At 39.2% G+C, this 22393-nt stretch carries 15 protein-coding genes; 6 read left to right on the top strand and 9 right to left on the bottom strand.

Annotated elements, in window-relative coordinates; all coding sequences use genetic code 11:
* Nucleotides 1-7: 7 nt before the first annotated feature.
* Entirely contained in the window at nucleotides 8-1177 is a 1170-nt protein-coding gene (locus FAX86_RS01425) for a hypothetical protein (protein WP_144391551.1), read from the top strand.
* A 145-nt stretch (nucleotides 1178-1322) separates the two neighbouring features.
* On the opposite strand, the gene FAX86_RS01420 is transcribed toward FAX86_RS01425, so the two are convergent.
* The gene (locus tag FAX86_RS01420; RefSeq protein ID WP_164503415.1) at nucleotides 1323-2648 is read right to left on the bottom strand and encodes an ABC transporter substrate-binding protein; all 1326 of its coding nucleotides are present in this window, start codon (nucleotides 2646-2648) and stop codon (nucleotides 1323-1325) included.
* 304 nt (nucleotides 2649-2952) lie between these two features.
* Between FAX86_RS01420 and FAX86_RS01415 the strand changes: the two genes are divergently transcribed.
* Nucleotides 2953-4119, top strand: a complete 1167-nt coding sequence (locus tag FAX86_RS01415) for a cytochrome-c peroxidase (RefSeq protein ID WP_144391549.1) — start codon at nucleotides 2953-2955, stop codon at nucleotides 4117-4119.
* A gap of 94 nt (nucleotides 4120-4213) precedes the next feature.
* Here the strand turns inward: FAX86_RS01415 and FAX86_RS01410 are convergent, their stop codons facing one another.
* The 4 genes from FAX86_RS01410 to FAX86_RS22710 all read right to left on the bottom strand — a co-directional run bounded on the left by FAX86_RS01410 (nucleotide 4214) and on the right by FAX86_RS22710 (nucleotide 7740).
* Nucleotides 4214-4909, bottom strand: a complete 696-nt coding sequence (locus FAX86_RS01410; RefSeq protein WP_144391548.1) for a response regulator — start codon at nucleotides 4907-4909, stop codon at nucleotides 4214-4216.
* Between the two features lie 20 nt (nucleotides 4910-4929).
* Entirely contained in the window at nucleotides 4930-6351 is a 1422-nt protein-coding gene (locus tag FAX86_RS01405; protein WP_164503414.1) for an ATP-binding protein, read from the bottom strand.
* Between the two features lie 150 nt (nucleotides 6352-6501).
* The gene (locus FAX86_RS01400) at nucleotides 6502-6936 is read right to left on the bottom strand and encodes a hypothetical protein (RefSeq protein ID WP_144391546.1); all 435 of its coding nucleotides are present in this window, start codon (nucleotides 6934-6936) and stop codon (nucleotides 6502-6504) included.
* A gap of 6 nt (nucleotides 6937-6942) precedes the next feature.
* A complete protein-coding gene (locus FAX86_RS22710) occupies nucleotides 6943-7740 on the bottom strand; it encodes a type IV pilin protein (RefSeq protein ID WP_144391545.1) in 798 nt (265 codons plus the stop codon).
* Nucleotides 7741-7818: 78 nt separating this feature from the next.
* Here FAX86_RS22710 and FAX86_RS01390 point away from each other — a divergent pair, with 78 nt between their 5' ends.
* From FAX86_RS01390 to FAX86_RS01375, 4 genes are all read left to right on the top strand, one after another.
* Nucleotides 7819-9936: an ATPase, T2SS/T4P/T4SS family gene (locus tag FAX86_RS01390; RefSeq protein ID WP_144391544.1), complete on the top strand. Its 2118-nt coding sequence runs from the start codon at nucleotides 7819-7821 to the stop codon at nucleotides 9934-9936.
* A 311-nt stretch (nucleotides 9937-10247) separates the two neighbouring features.
* Nucleotides 10248-11408: an RNA ligase RtcB family protein gene (locus tag FAX86_RS01385; RefSeq protein ID WP_144391543.1), complete on the top strand. Its 1161-nt coding sequence runs from the start codon at nucleotides 10248-10250 to the stop codon at nucleotides 11406-11408.
* The gene (gene prfH / locus FAX86_RS01380; RefSeq protein WP_144391542.1) at nucleotides 11408-12040 is read left to right on the top strand and encodes a peptide chain release factor H; all 633 of its coding nucleotides are present in this window, start codon (nucleotides 11408-11410) and stop codon (nucleotides 12038-12040) included. Before FAX86_RS01385 ends, prfH begins: the two co-directional genes overlap by 1 nt.
* A gap of 16 nt (nucleotides 12041-12056) precedes the next feature.
* Nucleotides 12057-15389 (top strand): hypothetical protein, encoded by a 3333-nt coding sequence (locus tag FAX86_RS01375; RefSeq protein ID WP_144391541.1) that lies wholly within the window; start codon nucleotides 12057-12059, stop codon nucleotides 15387-15389.
* Nucleotides 15390-15397: 8 nt separating this feature from the next.
* Here the strand turns inward: FAX86_RS01375 and FAX86_RS01370 are convergent, their stop codons facing one another.
* Genes FAX86_RS01370 through FAX86_RS01355 form a run of 4 tightly spaced genes read right to left on the bottom strand, consistent with a single transcriptional unit; the run spans nucleotide 15398 to nucleotide 22390 of the window.
* Nucleotides 15398-17167, bottom strand: a complete 1770-nt coding sequence (locus FAX86_RS01370; RefSeq protein WP_144391540.1) for a reverse transcriptase family protein — start codon at nucleotides 17165-17167, stop codon at nucleotides 15398-15400.
* Nucleotides 17167-17517, bottom strand: a complete 351-nt coding sequence (locus tag FAX86_RS01365) for a hypothetical protein (protein ID WP_144391539.1) — start codon at nucleotides 17515-17517, stop codon at nucleotides 17167-17169. Before FAX86_RS01365 ends, FAX86_RS01370 begins: the two co-directional genes overlap by 1 nt.
* Nucleotides 17514-19166, bottom strand: a complete 1653-nt coding sequence (locus FAX86_RS01360) for an SWIM zinc finger family protein (RefSeq protein ID WP_144391538.1) — start codon at nucleotides 19164-19166, stop codon at nucleotides 17514-17516. The genes FAX86_RS01365 and FAX86_RS01360 overlap by 4 nt, the downstream gene beginning before the upstream one ends.
* Complete coding sequence (locus FAX86_RS01355; protein WP_144391537.1) at nucleotides 19163-22390, bottom strand: hypothetical protein; 3228 nt, start codon at nucleotides 22388-22390, stop codon at nucleotides 19163-19165. The genes FAX86_RS01360 and FAX86_RS01355 overlap by 4 nt, the downstream gene beginning before the upstream one ends.
* Nucleotides 22391-22393 lie beyond the last annotated feature (3 nt).

Genomic DNA, 22393 nt, shown 5'->3' with positions numbered 1-22393 from the left:
GATAATCATGCGACAGTTTGTAAAATATTGGTTTTGTGGTTCGTTGATATCCTTGTATACGAGCTTCAGCTTGGCAACAACGTTCCAATCGATTAATGCACAAGTTGAATGGTTGGGGTATGGAATCGAAAGCTTGAGTGGAGTGATTAAAGAGCCTTGTTTGCGTGGTGATTGGATCCGTTATAATAACGACAAACTTTCTCTAGGCTTTCAAAATAAGCAAAGCGTCTCGAGTTCTATTCGAGAAATTGACGGAAAAATAAGTGGTGATGTTAACTTAGGATTGTTCGGTGGTGGCGCTTCTGTTCAATTGCACACAAGGATGGTAGAAAACAGTAATACCATTAGTGTTGTTTTACGAATTAACTATCATGGCAGTACTTATCGCTTGGAAAATCGAGAGTATTCTTCGATAGGACAATCTTTGATTGGTCAGTCATCTCAGTCGATATTTTCTGTTTGTGGAGATGAGTATGTTGATCATGTTCAATTGGGCAACGATATTTATTTAACCAGTCAATTAGTGTTTGATGATAAAGAAGAGTATAGAAAATTCGTACGAAAGATTCGTGTAAGAGTACTGTTTTTTAAAACAGAAAGTACACGAACTGAAGAGTTCTATGATTACGCTAAAAATGCTCGCTACACCGTAAAAGCCTTGTCATCGAATACGTTACCTCCATTTATTGTTGAGCAATTGGGTGGCAGTGATGAACTACATTGTGGTTCTGACAGCTCTCAAAGCATTGCCGTTTGTGACCAAGCTAGTGATGCAATTATGAGTTATCTATTACGAGACGATGGATATGCTCAGTGGTTATCAAATGACGATAATTTAAGTGTGACCTATTTTGAGAGTAGCCGTTACGGAGAAACGGGCCATCAAGAGTTTGCAGTTGTTACACCCGAGAATATTAAGGATTGGTTGGTTCTAAGCGATGAAATAAATACGTTACTCATTCATCAATACAGTTTACTTAATGTTTTTCAATCCTTTGCTGAAGTGCCTGTGGCTGGACAAGCTGCAGCAGCGCTAAGTCGTTCTAAAATCCAAACGAATATTGGATGGCTTAGACAGGCGCAGGATGATTGCATTAATGCTTATCGAGTTAAAAATATTGAAGCCTGTCAGCAATCTTTTGATGAATCTAAGGAACAATTAAAAGCAATTAACTAAATTGAGGTTGATTTAATGATTGTCAGCTTGATGTCGTGTTACACCTGACAATCATTTTTAAGTGAATTGACTCTAAAGAAATTTAACAACTTACTTATAGTTAGTCAGGTCGAATTGAAGTGCATGTGGAGACGTCAATTTGAAATTATAGCTTACATAGCGAGCTCTCTGTCGTTTGATCCGATAGTAAATCCCAAGATAAATTAGCAGCGAGATTTTCACCTGACTCATCAAAAGAAACTTTACCACTGGTACCATGATAACTGAGTTTGCCATACTTATCGTACAGCTCAATTATATTTCGATAATCTCGGTAATTAATGATGTGTCCTTCTCGCGTAATGCTTTCCATAGCGCTCTCAAAGCTGATGTTGCGATAGGTTGAAATCATTTTTGCCATAGCAAATAGCATCACTGAATCGTAGGCGTACCCTGTATCATTTCCGGAAACGGTTACGTCAAATATTCTTTTAATTTTACTTTGTAGCAATGATGTAGCTTCATCGGACTGTTTGGCAACAATATATTTAACGCATTGCTTTATGTCGCCAACGCCTTTTTCTTTTGCGTATTTTCTATTGATAATGTCACCCATCAGGATAAGCGGTATTTGGGATGTCCAATAGGTTTCGAGCTTTTTTAAAACAATATCTGAAAAGTCAGGTCGGGTAGCAATTATGATGGCGGTTGGTTTTAGACGTTCAATTAGGCGTATTTGATCTTTCATATTATAAAGGTTGAGATCGACTAATGTATTTAATTCCAACTTATGCGAGAGCGCTTTATTATTTTGTTTTAACTTCTCTTCTATGCCGCTAAGGATTTCTTGACCGTAAACATCTTTCGTTCCGATAAATACCACTTTTTCGAGTAAATCTTTAGAATTTAGTTCTTCGAATATCAGATCTACTTGTCGATTGTTGTCTGGTGTTAAGCGATAGAAAAGTTGATTCTTACTGACTTTGTTCAAGTGGCTGGCAGAGGCTCTGAAAGTAATCAATGGAGTATGGCTTGGTATTGACACATTACTGAGGACATCCAGCGTGCTTTGTGAAGTCATAGGGCCAATAATGCCAAAAATTTGATGCTCATCGATCAGTTGCTTTGTGAGTTTGATTGCCAATGAAGGAAGATGCTCATCATCGGCGCGAATTAACGCCAGTGGTTTACCGGCAACTCCACCATTCGAGTTAATATCATTAACCGCAAGATCGGCAGCGGCTAAAACGGATGCTGAAGAGTAGGGAAATTTTTTCAAGGGAACCACAATACCTAGGTTGATTGAGCGATCGGACACTTGATTTACATTGGACTGAAAAATGCCATACCCTTGAGGTTGTCCTGATAGGCGTACTGCCATTAATTCCGCCAAGCTCAGTTCGAACAGTGCTTTATCCGCTTTACTCTCAATATCCTCGTTTTGAGTATTTCCTTTGTTGTTCGGCGGCGAGGCATAGCTGATTAAGCTCAATGAGAAACCGACTAATACCGTCGTATACATTAAGGTTAATGGTATTGATCTAAGTAACTTGTTGAAAAACATATACTTAATTGCCATTTATAAAGACGAGGAAAAACTTTCAAGTACCTTAATAGTAGCTCATCGTGGTTATTTCGGTGCATATAAGCTCGTGTTGTGGCGACTTTGATTGCTATTGAAATCCTTATTATTTTCACATTTCTTCCCTATTGTTTGCACGCTAAACCCATACTCTGGTCTCGTACTCACTTATCTTGAAGTGGCAGGTTAAAAATTTTGTGGTTAAGGGGCTGGTATGCGATATCACTTATTAAAATATTGCGGTATTTTCGTTGTTAGTGGTTTGTTGTTCGCTTGTGGTTCAAGCAGTGATTCTGATACATCTGATATATCGGACGATCCAGACATTCCTGATGAGCCAGTTGAAATGACTATTTTAAGTGATGGCACAGAAGTCCCCACGGCGCAGTTAGTAGAAATAGGTTCGAAAATTTTTAACGACACTAGTTTATCGACTCCTCCCGGACAATCATGTGCCAGTTGTCATAGTCCTGATTCTGGGTTTGATGACCCTAATGATTCAAATCCCACCTCACTGGGAGCGGATGGAATGAGTTTTGGCACCCGTAATTCCCCAACGGCGAGTTACGCAGCACATATCCCAGACCGGCATCTGGAAACTCGTCAATTGCCGAATGGTGATGAGATTGAAATTACTGTTGGCGGTCTATTTTGGGATGGTCGTGCCGTCTCTCTCGAAGAGCAAGCAAAAGGCCCCTTCTTAAATCCCATTGAGATGGGTAATGCCAGTGAACAAGCGGTGATCGACAAGTTAGTTTTTACGGAATACGCCAGTGACTTTGAAGCCTTATTTGGAAACAACGTACTTCAAGATACAGAGCGAGCGTATGACTATATTGCGGATGCGATAGCAGCGTTTGAAAGGACTGAAATTTTTAGTCCTGCTACCTCAAAGTTTGATCGGGTATTGGCTGGTAATGATACTTTCACTGATGAAGAAGATCGAGGACATGATTTATTTTTCGGTCGCGCGCAATGCGACACTTGCCATTCCAACGAAGATGGCGGACTGCAAGTATTTTCAAATTTTGAATATCATAATATTGGCGTTCCAAAAAATTCGATGTTACCGGCATTATTAGAAGATCCTTCCTTTCTGGATTTAGGGTTGGGGGAGATAACCAATAATCCCCGTGATGACGGCCGATTTCGTGTACCAAATTTACGTAATATCGCGAATACTGCGCCTTATATGCATAATGGAGTCTTCAACACATTGGAAGAGGTAGTCGACTTTTACAACACGCGTGATACTGATTTTGGTGAACCGCCAGAAGTGAATCGGAATGTTGATAATGGTGGGAATATCGGCGAGCTTGAATTGTCCGACCGCGATATTGCTGACCTGATTGCATTTTTAAACACCTTAAGTGATGAATAATAATTCTTCAGGAAATGTAAAAACAATTCAGCAATATAGTTGTCTGCAGATTTGTTTTATTTTCAGGGTTATAAATTTTGATGAAGCTAGACGTCTATTCGTATTTGTAACCCACGCCATAGACCGAATGTATGCAGTTTTCTTCAAACCCAAGTGTTAATAATTTCTTTCTTAGCTTTTTTATATGGCTATCAATAGTGCGGTCACTGACAGAGTGACCGTCGTCATAGATAATGTCCATAAGTTGATTGCGAGAGTAGATAAGTCCAGGATTCGATAGCAGTGTCTTTATTAAAAAAAACTCCACCTTCGTTAATTCACAAGCCGCTCCGTTTCTTTCGACTCGAAATCTTTGCTCATCTAAAGTCAAGTTGTCATGATCTGCTGTTTTGTCGGAGGTATTACTTTCAAGATTGAACCGGCGCAATACTGCTTTGACGCGCGCGACCACTTCTCTTGGACTAAAAGGCTTGCAGATATAATCATCAGCTCCTAATTCGAGTCCTAACAGACGATCTATTTCTTCTATTCGTGCAGTGATCATAATTATTGGGATATTGGACGTTTCTCGAATGCGTTTACATACTTGTAACCCATCTAATCCCGGCAGCATTATATCAAGCAAAACTAAGTCAAAAGATGACTTGGAGAGAGTATCAATGACTTGATCGCCACGATAAAGTTGACAGGTTTTAAAGCCATCTTGATTCAGGTAATCCGCCAATAATCGGGCGATTTTTTCTTCGTCTTCTACAATCAGAATATTAGTTTTCGAGTTTGCATTTAACATTGGCTTAACCTGAATGTTTTTTATAACGGTAAATTTATTTTAAATGAAACGCCGCCGAGTGATGAGTGTGTCGCTTCAATACTACCACCATGCGCTTCCACAATATTCCGAACAATGGATAAACCTAAGCCAGAACCTCCTGTATTTCTATTTCTTGACTCATCGATTCGATAGAGTCGCTCAAAGAGTTTTTCCAGTTGATTTTCTGTGACTCCGGGGGATGAATCTGACCAGGTTATGCAAATATTACTATTATCTATTGAGTATTTTATTTCAACTTTTCCTGGGTGATTACAGTACGATAAGCTGTTGTTTAACAAGTTTAAGAATAACTGAGTTAGCCTTTGTTCATCACCTTTAATTATAGTGGGCTTATCGGGTTTGAAATGCTCGATGATTAATTTTTTCGAGAGTCGGTTTTTTTGAGAAGATATGACCTCATCAACTATGTTGATGAGGTTAGTTTCTTCGAACCGGTAGTTAAGTGCTCCGATATCAGACATAGATAACTCATGTAAATCATTAATCAGGTGATTAAGCCTTTTAACTTCTTGGTGAAGCGATACAATCGCTTGAGATGAAAGAGGGCGAACGCCATCTAATAAAGCTTCTAATTCCCCTTGCAAAATAGAAACCGGTGTCCTTAGTTCGTGTGAAATGTCAGCAACCCATTGCTGACGAGCATTGAGGTTTTTATCGAGCGATTTTGCCATTCTATTGATGTCATCACTTAATTCTCCCAGCTCATCCTTTTGATGGACTTTTATTTCTTCTGAAAAATCGCCTTTTCCTAATTTATGAACGAGACGTCTTAACGTAATAATCGGTTGAACTAGAATACGACTTAAGAAAAATGTGACGAGTCCAGAGATCGCAATAATGATAAGTAGAGACCATAAAAAGTTGAGTTTTAATTTATCGATGAATAAGCGATCGAGTTCATCAGTAATTTCATTGGTCGCATGGTAGCCAAGGAATCCGATGATTTGATCATCTCTCATAATTTCTAACCAGACAATTTCGGTGTCAGGTGTCTGTCGACCAATCAAAAGTCGTTTGTTTTTATCGGCGAGTAGTAAGCGAGGCGATAACATGTCGGCTAATTTCGGTGGTGTGGGTGGTGGTGTGGGCGGCGGTGGGCGTCGGTCACCACGAAAGGGTCGATCATGTGCTTGTGGTCTTGGGACTCTATGATTGTTTCTCGGTTGTCGAGTATTCTTTGATAAATAATACGTATCCACTAAATCACGCCATGCATCGTGATTATTTCGATTAAGCCACTGCCATCCTTCTTCTCGCTGATAATTTTGCGATAAGGCTTGAATGAGAGGGCCCAAAGTTTGTGCTCTATTAGCATCCAGGTATTCTTTAAAGCTAGCGCTTAAGGACCAATTGCTCAGAAAGTAAATCGCTGCGATAACGACAAGGTTTGCTAAAATCATCGCAGAGAAGAGCTTATATTTTATGGTAAAACGCATAGGGTGTTGATGGAAAATTAGAGTCGACTTAACTAATCATTACAAACAAATGTGCAAATAAAAAGGAATTTTTGCTTATTGAAACAAATGACCCCATTAACATTTGACTTACCTTTAGTGTATGGAAGCGTCGATAGAGTAAGGGTCTAATATTTTTCGAATATCACGATTTAAAGTTACTTTCTTATGCTCGAAAAAATCCGTAGAAAGTTGATATTCAACTGGTCCAATAATTTCATAGCTGACGAAAATAGAAAGATTAGAATCGGGTATCTTAGTGGGTAATCGATTATATTCTTGAAAATACTGCCAAATCTCGGCATCTGCTTCTATTAGAATTTCTACAGAAGATTTTTGAATGTTTTCATGTATTTTTTTGTCTCTTAGAGAAAAATACTCGCCAATTATTATTATCAAAGTTATAGCCAATACGAAATTTAACCAGACTGGCCATTGAAGCTTCTTTGATTTGCTCTGAATTTTTTTTCGTGCATCTTCACTAACCTCTTTTGCTGCTGCTATCTGGTCAGTTATATTAGATTCATTCATAATTATTTAACCATGTTTATTGCAACGACCGTACGCGTAGCCAATACCTGGATGTATGCAGTCATCGTTATTATCAGTTTGTTGATTGTGCTGATTCGAATGCGGTGGATTATTTGGATTTCCATGGTTCCCGTGATTTCCATGGTTTCCGTGATTTTCATTGTTTCCATTTACCGAATGATCTTGATTAATATTTGATGTGCTTTCTTCTGGTCTATTTGTGCTTGTTCCTACATTCGGTAAGTCTGTTGGTGTTGGTGTTGGTGTTGGTGTTGGTGTTGGTGTTGGTGTTGGTGTTGGTGTTGGTGTTGGTGTTGGTGTCTGTACCGATAAATCAACGTTATCGACCAGTGAAACAGCTAAACCAATAGATGGTAACCACCAACCCCAAATACTCTGCGGTAGCATTTCACTCAAAAATGTCAGTTTTTTTGCACCAATCTCGTTTTGAGCAACCAACAATAAATAGGGACGATCAATTCCTCCGGTAAAGGGCATGATCGTTTTGTCTGTATGGATTAGTTGCATGGTAATATCCGAATAAGTCATTTGAATCGGCTGTAATACGGATTTAAGCTTTTCTGGAAATTCATTGGGTTGTGAATTAAAAGATATGAGATATTCTGAGTGAGTTGTATTTGCAATGGCCGCTGATTGTCTTAAAGCACCAATTCTCATTTCTATATCAACAAGCTCAGCCTTAAGCAAATAATCTTTATAGTTAGGTAAAGCTATCGCTGCTAACACACCGATGATTGCTATGATCATCATTAGTTCAAGTAAGGTAAATCCGCGTAATTTCATGTTTTAATCGCAAATTAGATTCGTTGTAGTAAAGTATAGTATAAAGATAATAATCGCTTTAAACTGAAAGGTAAATTGATGGTAATAACCAACTCTTGCCAGTATGAAGGTTTTTTCGAGTATGTAAAAAAATATCATTCTGAGTTTTTGAATGACTCGTCAGATCTTAGCGGCCTTTCACTGTCTGAGTTATGGAAAGCCTTGGCTGAACAATTGCATGAAACGTCAAGTTCTCTGGCACAAATAATTGGAGGTCATCTTCAATTAAAAGTAATGGAAAATATCGAGGATATTGACAAAGACTACTTGTCAAAAATTCCACACAAATTTGCTTTAACTAACCTAGTCATACCAATATTATCTGATAAAGAATCGGTAGTTTTTGTTACATCAAACCCTTTTAATAAAGAGCTTGAAGCGCAGCTTAAATTTAGTGTCTCAAAAAACGTTGAGATTCGAGTTGCACCACCCGAGCAAATTGAACTACACATTGCTCGATTTTATTCTGAAAGCTTTAGAACAAAATTACAACCGTTAGGAAAGTTGTGGCTGGATAAAGATGGCCAATTGTTAAATATTGGAACAGTCGAGTCGCGAGAAATTCCGACACTAGCGCGTCAAATTCTAGTAAAAGCGATGTATCAAAATGCATCAGACCTTCATCTTCAGCCATTATCGGGAACTTACGTCGTAAGGTTTCGCGTCGATGGTGTTCTTCATCGAGTATTAGCATTACCTTATCTGGTTGCTGAGGATATCATCCGCTATTTCAAATCCAAGTCGGGGATGGATCCAACTAACGAAATGATTACGCAAGATGGTCAAATGACCGTCTCGCTTGATAATAGAAATTTTAACTTAAGGTTATCGTTACTTCCTGTTAAAGATGGTCAACGTTTGGTGATTCGTTTTCTCGATCAAGGACGTGTCTATAGCATAAATGGCTTAGGCCTATCATTACACGACCTTCATGCATTGCAAGGATTTGTTTCTGAATCTTCGGGTTTGGTATTAGTAACGGGACCGACAGGCTCAGGTAAAACGACAACATTATACACGTTATTATCCGAAATAAACCGAGAAGATATTAGTATCATTACTGTAGAAAATCCCGTCGAATATGAAATTCCGGGCATATCACAAACACAAGTTAACTTTAAAACAGGATTAACTTTTGCGGAAGCTCTTCGTTCTATATTACGTCAAGATCCTGAAGTTATTTTGATTGGAGAAATTAGAGATAAAGAAACAGCAAAAATTGCGATGCAAGCGGCATTAACGGGGCATTTGGTGTTAGCAACGCTTCACACAAACGATGCTATCACTTGCATTCCCAGAATGCTCGATTTAGGGGTGAGCTCAGCGGTTTTGGCCGATGCCTTTAAAGGTGTGGTTTCGCAAAGACTTTTGCGAAAACTGTGTGTCAAATGTCGAGTACCTGTCGAAGAACCTCTCTCATTTGAAGAATCTTTATTCTTTAGAACAACTCATGTAAAACCGTCATTCCGTGCCAAAGGCTGCTTAAATTGTAAATTTACAGGTTTTAGTGGCCGAGCTCCCATTTTAGAAGTATTTGAGAATAATCATGAACTCGCGCAGTTAATCTCAACGGGACAAAAGGATATTTCAAGTTTACGTAATGCGGTAGGTAACAACATGATGCCGATTTCCGTTGCCGCTTCTAAGCAAATTATTTCAGGAGAAACTACCGTATTTGAAGCTGCTCGTATTTTAGGTTTTAAGTTTTGGAGTGAGTGTGCAGAATATTATCAAGGTGATGCTCCCAGTTCGGTAGAAGTTAATAGTTTATGGAAGAATAATGTTAAATCGCAGCTAGGTGTACTAATTATTTCGGATAATTTGGAAAACCATATGTATCATCAACTATCCAATGCCTGGTTTGATATATTTAATGCACAGTCTCCTGAAGAAGCCCATAAAATGCTAAAAGAACACTCTGATATCGCATTGGTTATTCTAGAGTTACCCGTAGATTTGAATGATAAGCAACAGGTCAAATTAGTCGAGCAATACCGAGTCGCTATGGCCTGGTCTCAATTGCCTGCGATAGTGTTAATACCTCAAGGCAGAGAAAAGCTGGCCGAGCTCTTGAAAACAAGTGGCACAACATCGCTTTGTTTATCGTTGCCTATAAGTGGTATTGAACTTAGCCAGCAAGTGATTGCTCAGCTTTAGGTTGGTACTTAGTCGAATCATATTTTTCAAATTTAGAAAATGTCGGCTGACGGAATAGTTTTGTGATTAAGTTTACTCTGTAGAAAAAACATTCAAATTACTATTGCGTTTTTAATTTTATCTAATTAGACTACGCGCCAATTAACTATCACATAACTGCAAAGGAGATTTAAAATGAGCTTTACTAAATTCTTTTGCGGGTCTGTCTCTAAGTAGTAACTCCTTCTTTTTTAAGGTTTAGTTACTCACTGTAATTAGGCCCGCCAATTTCTAGATATTTATATTTTACCTATTTTTTAGAGAATTGGGCTATGGGCAATTTCATTCAAAAATTATCCGAGCGCGTACGTTTAGTGGCGAGTTCGGACACCTGGATCGAAGGAAAAGCGATCCAACAATTAAAAAAGACAGCTGAACTGGAAGGTATCTTCGAAGCCGCCGGCATGCCAGACTTGCATCCGGGACGAGGATATCCGATAGGCGCTGTATTTACATCACGTAATAAAATTTATCCTGCTCTTGTGGGTAATGATATCGGTTGTGGCATGTCACTGTGGTCGACCAATATCAAAAACCAAAAGGTGAATTTGGATAAATTTGAAAAGCGTTTAGTAAATATCGATACGTCGTTAGATGACAGTTGGAATCAACTCATCGAGCAACGTTTTGTTGAAAAGAAAATCCAAAACGTAAACTACAATAAGGTTCTTGGAACTATTGGGGGTGGTAACCATTTCGCGGAATTGCAGCAAGTGGATACCGTGATTCATGAAAAGATTTTCGACTCAACAGCAATTGATAAAAAAGCATTAGTACTTTTAGTGCATAGTGGCTCCAGAGGATTAGGCGAACGAGTTTTGCGACATCATGTCGATCAATTTGGTCACCAAGGATTAGAAGTTGGCTCTGAGTCATTCAATCAGTATATGGAGCAGCATCAAGAAGCCATTAAGTTTGCCGAGTTGAATCGAGAATTCATAGCACGGCGAATGCTTAATTGTTTGCGGTCACAAGGCCGTTGCTTGTTAGATGTTAATCATAATCTGGTTTCTAAGTACCAAGATTCACAACTTGGTGATATTTGGATTCATCGTAAAGGAGCAACACCGGCGGATAAAGGTCTGGTTATGATTCCGGGATCACGAGGCGATTACTCATATTTGGTTAAGCCTTTGATTCATACCAAAGAGAGTCAAGAAAGCTTGTTATCTCTTGCACATGGCGCTGGTCGTAAATGGATGCGCTCGGAATGTAAAGATCGACTGTCAAAGAGGTACAAAAAGTCAGACCTTGAACGCACTGCGCTGGGTAGTCGAGTCATTTGTAAAAGCAAAGATCTAATCTATGAGGAAGCACCCGAAGCCTATAAGTCGATAGATTCTGTTATTCAGGCGATGGAAAACGCTCGATTAATAAAACCCATCGCAAGGTTCAAGCCTGTATTGACTTATAAAACTCAAGGAGGCTGCTGATGAAACTCTTATTGTTATCGGCAGCTCAGGGGCCCGCGGAATGTTGTTTAGCCGTATCGCTTGCGGCGAAACGATTACAGCGAGAAGCAGAGAGCAATAATATAAGACTGAGTTTAGTAGAAGAGCAACCAGGCTTAGAATCTGATACCTATAAGTCATTACTTTATAAGCTTGAGGGCGATGCCGTCAATGAACTGACTAAGAACTGGCAAGGGAGTTTTAAGTGGATTTGTCCCAGCCCTTTTCGTAATAACCATAAACGAAAAAATTGGTTCTTTACAGGACGCGTATTAATAATTGATATGCAACGACTGGAAAATGAATTGACCGACGATGAATTTGAATTTATGACCTGTCGAGCCTCTGGTCCCGGAGGGCAACATGTTAATAAGACCAACTCGGCGGTGAAAGCGACGCATATACCCAGCGGGTTAAGTGTAAAGGTTCAATCTGAGAGAAGCCAACATGCGAATAAGAGGTTGGCTAAAGCTTTAATTCAAAAAAAGCGATTGGAAATAATGAAACAAAAGGAATCTTCTGAAAAAAGTCGGCGACGACTCATGCATCATTCCATTGAACGAGGTAATGCGGTGCGAGTATTTAAAGGAATGGATTTTAAAGAAGAAAATTAAGGGATGAACGACATTTATGAAACCAGAAAATTTAAAAATTAAAAGTCGGGCCAAAGGAGAAGCTCGGGTAAAAACACTTATCCGGGCTCACTTGTATTGGTTACATGGCTTTCCGTACAAGGATGATGGAACCATCTACTGGTGCTGTCCCAAACTTAAAAGCAATAACAATAAAAGAATTGTAGTTACGCCTAAATTAATTAGCAAAGCGCATCGAACCATTAATGAATTGGTTCGTGACTATCCTCGCGCGCTACCTCGCGTAGTGGGGGATATTACTGAATGGAGTTCTCGGTGCAAAACCTATTTAGAGTTTTCGAAAAAGATAATATCTGAGTCTCATCCGGTTGTTTCTTCCATGGCGTTCGATACTGCATACGCTCAAAAGCTATCAAGAAAATTCTCGAGTAGTATTTTACAATGCGATACAGGAATTGCATTTAGCTGGATGTACTATATCAAGCAAGATCAGTTACAAGAAGCTATGCAATTTGTCATCGAATATCAAGAAGAAGTTATTAATAGAGACTCTTTTGAACTCACACTCGTAAGTCAGCTGTGTGAGCTCTATTTATTCGACGCTAAACTTTCGAAGAGTTTAATCGACCGGATGATAGACTCGTATGGTTTTAATGTGGCAACGAATCAAGGGAATGATTATATAGAAAACTTTCTTAGATACCGTTATGAGCCTGAAAAGATAAACTACAAAAAGAAAGCCCAAAGTAGCGATTGGTTCAAGGCGCCGGTCAAACCGCAAAAAACAACACAAGAGACGCTGTCAAAACTCGTTAACAATTTGTTAACGATGAGTAAGAGTAAAGCGAAACGAGTATTAGAGTTATTAAACGCCATTGATTTATCTCAACTAATATTTCGCTATCTAGAATGGTGGTACTGGGTAGAGCAACTAACAGATAAACTTACCAATTTCATCCAATACGACAGTCCTAATAAGTTAGAGGGGATTACTGATTTACAAAGACAATTACGGCCTTATTCCGGCTCTTATCCTGGGAATATTAGTGTTAAAGAGCTGATAGATGCGATTGATGACATAAGTGATAATGTTAAGTTAACGAAAGCATTGATTAATGTTCTCAAGTCTTTTTCTAAGTATAAGGAAACGAATGGCCTTAAACCTTGGTTACTATTGCGATTCAAAGAGAGCTTTACATGCAGTGAAAAAACCGTTGCCTACTTCGCGTCTTATTCAAAAGCTTTGTCAAACTATGTTAATCAAACTGAAGGACTGGAATACATCACACCTTGGGCTCAAAACAAGCGAAGCTACTGGTCGAGCTGTGAATATGAAATATTTGAAGAGGTCGGAACAACACAGTTAAAAACCTTATTTGAGGTGCTACATAGGATCGTTGAGACAAAGTCTGTTAGTTTATCAGATGAATGGATAGAGGGCGTTTCACAAATAGTTGCTACCGGCTTTGAGCAAGAGACCAGTTTTCTACTTGCGCTTAAATTCATCGAACTAGAAAAGATTGACAGTCTATCGAAGATACCGCTGTCGATAGCATTCGAACAAGGGTTTAATGTTCTACAGACGGTGGAACTTTTTAATATTTGGTTAAAGCTGGATGAGGAATATACCGAAGAAGATACACTCGAGTTAATCTATAAGTCATTTAAAAGTATAGGTCGTACTTCATTGTTTAATGACCTGATCTTTTCTCAGCCCATTGAGGTCGTTCGAAAATGTAGCAGTCAACTAAGAGTTATAACTCGAGTAAACAAAAATCAGAAGGTGCCCGAACTGGCTGCTGAGACTAATGCATATGCTGATTGGTTTAACCTTTATCCGAAAGAACTCCACTCAACGTTAGCATTGCTTAATGGCTGTAGTGAAAATGCAAGAAAGAAAGCTAAAAAAATAATATTGCAGCACTGGTGGCCAAAGGAATTCATAGAGACTGAAATTAATTTTCTCTTAGATCAATTACAGTCGATTAATGATACACATCATGCCAATTTAATTAAGCGCATTAATAACTTTAAAGAAAGGTTAAAAAATCACACAGCTCCTGATGGAGCTTGTTTAGCTAAAATCCAGAAAGATTTATCGCGATGTGTTGAAAGAGAGCAGTTCAAAATGTGGCAGACTAATCTGGATCGTTTATTTCGTGATAGTTGGAATGTTTTTCTTGGCCTTGAATCTAGTGATGTTCCAGGTTGGTTGTATGATGAACAGATGGTTCGTTATCTTTTACCGATTGCTGAATTTAAGTCGAATACCCGTCAACTCGCTAAATACGTAATACGACATCGAATAAAATCAAATGATGGATTATTTCTTGAGAATGAGAAGAATAAACAATTTGTTGCGCAATTATCTAACGACGGTTTTAATTCTGAAGTATGGATAAAAGGTATTGGTTCTCATCACTACACTGCTAAATCTAAAAAGGTAATAACGATTGAGTGTATTAACGACCCTATTGAACTACTTAATATGGGTGGCATTTTTAAAACCTGTTTGTCTCCGGGAAGTTTTAACTATTTTTCTGTTTTTACTAATATTGTGGATATTAACAAAAGAGTCATTTACGGAAAGTCATCCGATGGAAAAGTGATTGGTCGAGTACTAATAGGCCTCATGCCTTCGGGCGGCGTTAAAGTTTTTAATATATATGCGCATCATTCGGAAGACGAGTTTAAGGACAATGTCTTAATTTATATTAAAAACTGGATCGCTCAAGCTGGATTTACTTTAACTACACTTGGCGAGATTCCGACCGTTGTAGCAAATGAATGGTACGATGATGGTTCAATCGATCTTGATAATACTGTCCCATGCTTAGAAAAGGATTCTGAATTTCGTAAACGATTAGCTAATATATCGCCTGAGAATTTGGAGCAAGAAATGGAGCTTCAGTTGAAGCCACTGCCTGTCAACGAATTGACTTTTCCTATGGTTTTTAACTTACCAGAAATTAAAAAGCGCCCAGAGCTTTTACCCGCCTTGATTCAAATCGCACAGAAGATATCTCGTTTGGGAAGATATGAGTTTATTAATGTTTTTGTCCGAGCTTGTCAGGCAGGCTACGGAGACTTATGCTTTAGAGTCTTTCGTAAAATGTTAATGAAGTTCCTAATACAAAGAGCGAGAGATGAGGTCTGGATTGATGACGAGTTATTGAATTATATTGCCGATTATGATCCAGCAGGCGCTCTACGAGTTATTAAAAAAATGACGAATAAAAAGGGTGAGGACTGGCGCTTTAACTTATACCCCAAGATAGCCAAAGTCGCTATCAAGTCGTTAAAGCTGCTCGAGAGGCCGTCTCAGGCTAAAGCGATGGAGAGAATTTATAACGGCCGAAGAAGTTATTAAGTCGAAACTTACTTCCACAGCCGATAGATTAGATATCCCGCAAGCAATAATATTAATGGTGAAACTTTCGCAAGTGCCACAGCGATAATAATAAGTGTTACGGTAAAGAATCCCTTTCCTATCAGCTCTGGTAACTCGCTACTTCGGTTTCGAGTACTGCCTCTATTACTTTGAGAAGATGAAGTGCTTTCAATACTATCTGTGGCTTTGCGACGACTATCCTGTTTTTCATTCTCCTTGGGCAGAATAAGCTCTGGTTCTGTTTTTTCTACTGGTTGCCACCAATCATCCCAGGGCGACAAACCTTGCTTACTTTTTTCGATAAAAACAGACTTTTTTAATTTTCCTATAAAAGGCGTTTTACTGATTTCGTAAGGATGTTTTTGAATGATTCTCTTCAGTTGCTCTTTGTACTTAACTGATTTTGCAGGATCGACCATGGCATAGTAATTTACAAATCCTGTAAGCGACCTAAGAATGTCTTTACTGTCATCCCAGTTCTTTCCAGAAAAGCCATCTTTCTCAATTTGAAAGAGAGTTGCTCTGAGTCGTTTCAGCTTTTTTCGCGACAAGTTAATCTTCTCGTTGACCACAATACCTGTCACTTCTTGTTGCTGATGAGAACGCATAATGCGGGTTTTTTCTGGGTGAAGGTTGAAGCCTTCATCTTTGATAATTGCTTTAACTCGCCATAGTAATTTTCGAACCTTGTCTGAATCATTGTCTTTAATAGAAAAAGTTAAATCATCGGCATACCGGGTATATTCAAAACCAAGTTTTTTTGCACAATCGGATATACGTCGATCCAGTCGTCGACAAATTAAGTTGGCAATAGCTGGACTTGTGGGTGCCCCCTGAGGTAACAGACGCTTACCTTGAGCTACATAATAGGTTTCTGTATCGAGGGATAGCTCGTCACAGTGAGGTTCTGTTGTTAGCAAAGCAAATAGAATTGATATTTTTTCATTGTATCCTAACTGCTGAAATAAACCTTTAACACGTTTATAAGTGATCGTCGGGAAAAAATCCTTTAGATCCATATTAATTACGATGGACTGTCCAATATGTGGTGCTGCGTTAGAGACAATTGACCGCTCCTTCACAAAACCATGCGCACAGTCATGGAGTGGAAGTGTATCCAGAATATTGGTTTTAACCCAGTACTGAATCCGTTTGAGTCGCGGCATAGGCGCAGAGATATGCCGAACACCGCCGGACTTTTTGACTAAGGAAAATCGTTGGTAATGAGTGACTTTAGATACATCTCTCGTGTAGGTTAAAAAGCGGAGTTCAGAAAGACAGAGTCCCATGGCTTCCGCCAGCTCACTCGACTCAACAAACTTAGGTAAGTTTTGTTGATTAAGTTTTTGCTCATTGGTTTCTGTTTGACTTATTTCAATTTTAGTATTTTCACCCAGATAGGTGATTTCTTTTTGGTTTAGCTTAAACCAGTTAAGCGCGCGCTCATATGCTGATTTAATTCGTTCTTTCTTCGTTTCTTTTCGCTTTTCTAATGCTTTCTTTTTGCGCTCTTTATGCATTAACTCAAGCGCTTTTTCAGGATCGTCCATCAAGCGTTTGTTACGCAATAATTTATTAAGCTCCTTGCGTAACCGCGCCTTTTCCTTTATTAGTTCTTCAGCCTCAGGAGGCTGCTCTGACTCATCCCAAAATCCTAAACGTTTCATTTCTTCGAGAATATATTCGTCTTTCGAGGATTCTCGAATCCGGTCATAAAGTTGTTGGCGAGTTAATTTTCCAGGAGATATTTCTGACATTACACATTCTCCTTTTTCAGGATGCCGGCCAATGGAAGAACAGATAGTTTATATTTTATAGATGAAGCAATTGAGTGAGGTAAGTCTGTTGGAAAGCGCAATAGTGCTTTCGTAGAGTTCTTAGAACTGAACTGCTCAACTCGACGCGGAAGTGCCCTACTATCGCTCATTGACTTCACCGAAGTCATACTGCAATAGCGATAGTAGGGCATCTTCCGCCCAGTAAAGAGCTGGTCAGTGAAGCATGAGAGGTCTTGAAGCCAGGTTGGCGATCCACCAACCGAGATGCAAAGTTCTTCACGCTTTCCAACAGATTTTGGCAGTCTACCAAGGAATGCTAATGGGCTCAATGTTTTGCCTCCAAATTCGTACTTGAACTTAGTTTTCTAAGTGCAAGCATATGTTCGCAGGGACCTTTGTAGACTTTATTCTTAATGTAAAATTCGCATTGGCATTGGCCTTCGACCAGTCGTAAGTCCTGATCAATATCAATTTCAATGTTAAACTCTTTTCCATCATCCATAATCGTTCCGCGAATTTTTGTTATATTTTCAGCTCGAACTTTATCTAATAAATTAACTAAATTCGCCTGTATAAATCGATTAGCACTTTCTTCTCTAGGATCAGAGAAACTCAACTTTTCAAAATCAATCGGTTGCTGGGTCAGTTCTCGAAGTCGATAGCTTGTGTTATCTAAGTCGTAAACAACTTTTCCAGCTTGTATCAGTAAAAATAACGCACTTTCTATTTGTGCAATTGATTCTTGTAATTCATTTGCAAGTTCTTTACTGGTTTTTACATGATCTTTCTTAAGAATAGAGAAAACTTCTTCTTTCAATGGGTCACTGACTGTTTGACGTTGTAATAATAAGTCAAAGCTTCCCATCTTGCTCCAGTCGTTTGCTGTCCAGCCGGATAAGCCCAGTGTAAATGTCATGTCGCCCATATCTGCAACAAAAAAGCTTGGAAGACCGGTGCCCAGTAAATAGACGTCAAATTTTTTGCTAACTGGAATCAAACGTTCAAGTATGTGCAAGCGTCGTCTGCCCCAGATTCTAATTTCTTGACTGTCGTTCCCATGATAAATGGATCTCTGGCAAACAAGTTTTTGATTCCAGGGTTCAAATATGATGGTAGGTGGTTTCCCCGATTCTAGTATAAAACGTAATGAACGAGGGCCCATTTTTTCTTTCTTCATTCTTAACAGACGACAAATATTATAAACGTCCATTGGGGATAAAGTGATATGACTCTTCGGTAGAGTCATCGCGGCGCTGACTTGTAAGAAGCCTTTTACCCAAGTATCTGGCAGATCAATTTTTTCTTCATGATATTCGGCATCATTGCCGGTTTGTACATTGAAGCCACTGGGGTCGATTTTAAATTGGGTGTTTTTGTAAGTTCTAATCTTTTGGAATTCATCGTATAACTTCGATGAGTAATCAATGTTTGTTGTCCCAAAGGCAATATCATCAATCTTTTTAAATACATTATGACTGCAGCTGAGACACCCGTAACTGGACTCATCTTGACTAAAGCATTCGAAGAATATCTGATCGGGATGTACCGTAATAACAGGATCAAGCACAAACCAGGCATCTCTATCGACTTTGTAAAGGTAGTTGAAGTATTTTTTTTGTGCCTGATAAAAGGGCTTCATTATCTTATTAGATTGATTATGAACCTCTTTGATTCGATCTTGTAGATCTTGTATTTGTGAGTCAAGGTCACCTTGAGAGCCTAAAAACTCTTCTAATAATGACTGTTCATTTTCTTGCAGCCATTGAAAGTATTCTGTTCTGTCTTTGGGTTGAGTTCTAAGATCTGAAACAACGACTTTATTAAGAGCGGAAATAGCTTCGCGAAACGGAATGTGTTGATTGAGATCGCCAACAAAGAAAGTCGGTTCTCTTAGAGTATCGGGGGCCATCGCAATATCAACCGACTTTCTCGACTTCTTGATTTGAGAACGTCCTAAATAACGATAATCAAATTTCATGATGTCGTCTCCGCGTTTTCTTGCGCAATTCTTTTGTTGTTATCGTCAGTTTTATTACTCAGGGAATTCCATTGAATGGGTAATTTGAGATCGGCGTACATTACTTTAAGATCTCGCATGGCCATTAAATATTGAGCCTTCTCTTGAACTGCCGAAGTGTCAGAGACTCTGGTCAATATTTTTGCGGTTAAGGTTGCATAATCAATGTTTGATTGGGCTTTTTCCATCAAAAACCTTAATACGCGATTCTTGGCAACACGACCTTTTTTAACTTGCGATAGTACGGTAATAAAATAAAGTTCTAGATTTTGAAGAGACTCTAAATCATTGCCTGCAAAGTCTGGGAGCAACTGAGTCACGAATAATTGAACATTAACGGAAGGGTGTTGAGACAAACAGTTAAGATAAAATTTACCTTGTGATTTATCAAAATGATTTAAAATTAAATCTCGTCCTAAGTTCTGCAACTCGTGATCCGTATTATCACATATGCCAACTAAAACCTCGGGAGTCCAGTCAGAAGAATCAAATTGAGTTTTAAAATAATTTAAGGCAAAAGTTTTACTGTCTTCCCAGGTGCAATTTAGTAACGGTAAGGCATCGACTAGTTCAGCTTTAATTGTCTCAACATTATTTGAAAAATAAGTCATAGCTCGGTCGCGAATAGACTTACTTTCCTGATTGGCTAAGATTGCCCATTGGCGAATAGAAAAGTGTTTATCTTCGAAATTATTGATAATGCTAGCGGCAAACCGTTTTGCGCCAAGACTTTTTGCTTGAGATAGCCGCCAAAAAAGTTGATGATCAATGCGCTTTGATAATTCATCTAATGGCTGGGTAAGAAGGGTAATCAAATCATTATGAACACCATCGAAAGTTTCCGCCGAAAATAAACAATCGATCAGTTGACGATGTAACTCTTGTGCCTTAGTTGGATGATCTCGTAGTAGTTTTTCAACCGCTTGAGTCGTCGCTAAGCGAACGCTCGGACTGCTCGATATACAAAATCGAACCAGTAAATCTAACTGCTCGGCAATTCGCGAACTCGGTAACTTAGAGTATAATGCGACGCCGCTGCTTTGTAGTGAGATAACCGATGAATCAATGAGCCCTTTAAATATTTGTGGCGGGATTGACTCTACCGGGCACTGATTAACCTCGAGTAATTTTGCTGCAAAAACATGCAAGGCGAGTCCGGGTTGCTCAAATAGATCTTGTATTTTTGTTAGCTCAAGTGTTTCAATCGTTGATTTGAAATTTTTAAGCAGGCGTTCAAATATTGGGATGAGGGCCGCTTCCTCATGATTTGTCGAATAATATTCCGCGGCTTTATTTAACACTGAGTCAACAATGAAAGAACCTTTTTCGGAATCGTGCAGATAAATTGCGATGTTACAGAGCCACTCTTGAACATCTTCATAATCAACAAACAATAACGATGGAAAAACGTCAATAAAGTCGTTTATTCGCGTTAGATGTGAGCGCATCCAATCCATCGCCAACTTTCGGCCATCTTGTATTTGGCAGGCTATCAAATTGGATAACAGTGAACTTGTCGGTTCTTCGCGGTGAAGTCTGGGTTTAATGATTTCAACCGCAAGTGTTTGAGCCGCCAATGCCTCGCTGCTTAATAACTGACATAAGACTTCGAATGACAACTCGGCACAAAAGGAGGGGTGATCTTGTAATGCTCTGGCACAAAACTCCTGGATAAGAGTTAGTTTGCTGTGACATAAGAGTTTCAATAGTGCTTCGGGATTTTCATCCCACAACTCCGGGAATGCTTCACCACGTCCAGTAAATGCACTTTGTGTATTTTCTTTTTGCCAGACTTTATAACTGTTAGAGGGTTTAAATCCTGGGTGATTAGCACGAGTGAGATGGCACAATAAATTCTGCGATGCGTATTCATCGTATTCAGCCGTCGTCGCGTGGCTTTGTCTGGTTTTTGCGTCGTATTGGTATTGCGTTCTCGTTTGTGGTTTCTCTGCGCAGAGATCGTTATAAGTTAATAAAATATCGGCAGCAAAGGTTACATAACGGGAATCGTGTGCTTCGCCAAGGCGTCTTAAGGTCCGCCAGCATCGACGTCGAAAATAGCGACGCGTTTTATTTGAGTAGGCAAGACGGGGATTCGATTTACTTTGCTCTTCTTGAATATTCACCCATTGGTAGCTTGGTGATTGAATCACCGTAAAGTCACTCCAATCACTGATAAAATAGAATTCTTTTGTGCGGTCAAATTTTTGAGCGATCAACCCATAGATTTCACCGTCTAATCTAAATTCCGCCAATTTAAATACATGTCGTATAGCAACAAAATAATTGGGTGCTAAAGAAAAACGAGCTAAGGCTTCTTTTACCAGGTGACGCCCGACATAGCTGGTATTTTCTTGCGAACTTAAGCCGAGCTGATAAAAAATGACTAAGGATAAGTCGATGGCTTCCGGTGTCGACTCAAAATAACGAAAAATATCATTTGTCGTATCGCTCAAGTTTGATTGAGAGGTGCTGATATCATTGCTGTAAACACCAGACCGGCTCAAGATACTTTTAATCTCTGAGGGTAGCTGATTATAAATATCTTTGAGCAGTGATTCTCGATCTTCTTTGTTAGCCACGTTTAAAGCCGCTTCTAAAGCGATCCGTTGTGTGGCAGACGAGCGACTGGTTTTGGAAAGATCCAGTAATGTATTAAATGCGGCTTCGGCATTTAAACGACCCAGTGACCAGGCTAAAACATAGTTAAAAGCATCGTCTTTTTTTCCAATTAACTGTATCAGTTCGGATATTGCCGGTTGGTAACCCATTTCACCAAGCCGCCAAACAAGTCGTTTCGCCTGATGGTCATTCAGAGAACCTGCCATCAACTTAACGATGCGCTGGTTATAATTGTCGGCCGCAAGCTCTAACAGCGAGCCTGAAGATTGACGATTTGACTGTCGAGACGTCGCGTTGTTAGATTGCGAATGACTTTCGCTATCAATGTAACCTTTGTTAATTTTAGAGATGACAATACTGTCAAACAGCTTTTCGGCTTTTGCGAAATCGACGGGATCGGGCGTTTTCGTGCCTTCTCTTAAATTGCTGCCCCTTCGGCCATAACGAAAGTTAACCAAATAAGCATTGTCACCTTCTGCCGAGGTTTTAACGAGATCAACTTCGTAAACTTTATCGGACTTGCCTTGTTGAAATTTTAAGCGGCTTTTACGGATCAGTTTCATATG

Origin of the sequence: Pleionea sediminis (assembly GCF_007570825.1) — a bacterium.
Lineage (GTDB): Bacteria > Pseudomonadota > Gammaproteobacteria > Enterobacterales > Kangiellaceae > Pleionea > Pleionea sediminis.
Note: the sequence above shows the minus strand (reverse complement) of the source record. Positions and strands in the feature narration are given on the sequence as shown.

Bases quoted from the DNA above. Each gene is read 5' to 3' on its own strand.
- FAX86_RS01425 (WP_144391551.1), top strand. From the start codon at position 8: ATGCGACAGTTTGTAAAATATTGGTTTTGTGGTTCGTTGATATCCTTG.
- FAX86_RS01415 (WP_144391549.1), top strand. From the start codon at position 2,953: ATGCGATATCACTTATTAAAATATTGCGGTATTTTCGTTGTTAGTGGT.
- FAX86_RS01400 (WP_144391546.1), bottom strand. From the start codon at position 6,936: ATGAATGAATCTAATATAACTGACCAGATAGCAGCAGCAAAAGAGGTT.
- FAX86_RS01375 (WP_144391541.1), top strand. From the start codon at position 12,057: ATGAAACCAGAAAATTTAAAAATTAAAAGTCGGGCCAAAGGAGAAGCT.
- FAX86_RS01360 (WP_144391538.1), bottom strand. From the start codon at position 19,166: ATGAAATTTGATTATCGTTATTTAGGACGTTCTCAAATCAAGAAGTCG.
- FAX86_RS22710 (WP_144391545.1), bottom strand. From the start codon at position 7,740: ATGAAATTACGCGGATTTACCTTACTTGAACTAATGATGATCATAGCA.
- FAX86_RS01390 (WP_144391544.1), top strand. From the start codon at position 7,819: ATGGTAATAACCAACTCTTGCCAGTATGAAGGTTTTTTCGAGTATGTA.
- FAX86_RS01355 (WP_144391537.1), bottom strand. From the start codon at position 22,390: ATGAAACTGATCCGTAAAAGCCGCTTAAAATTTCAACAAGGCAAGTCC.
- FAX86_RS01405 (WP_164503414.1), bottom strand. From the start codon at position 6,351: ATGATTTTAGCAAACCTTGTCGTTATCGCAGCGATTTACTTTCTGAGC.
- FAX86_RS01385 (WP_144391543.1), top strand. From the start codon at position 10,248: ATGGGCAATTTCATTCAAAAATTATCCGAGCGCGTACGTTTAGTGGCG.
- prfH (WP_144391542.1), top strand. From the start codon at position 11,408: ATGAAACTCTTATTGTTATCGGCAGCTCAGGGGCCCGCGGAATGTTGT.
- FAX86_RS01370 (WP_144391540.1), bottom strand. From the start codon at position 17,167: ATGTCAGAAATATCTCCTGGAAAATTAACTCGCCAACAACTTTATGAC.
- FAX86_RS01410 (WP_144391548.1), bottom strand. From the start codon at position 4,909: ATGTTAAATGCAAACTCGAAAACTAATATTCTGATTGTAGAAGACGAA.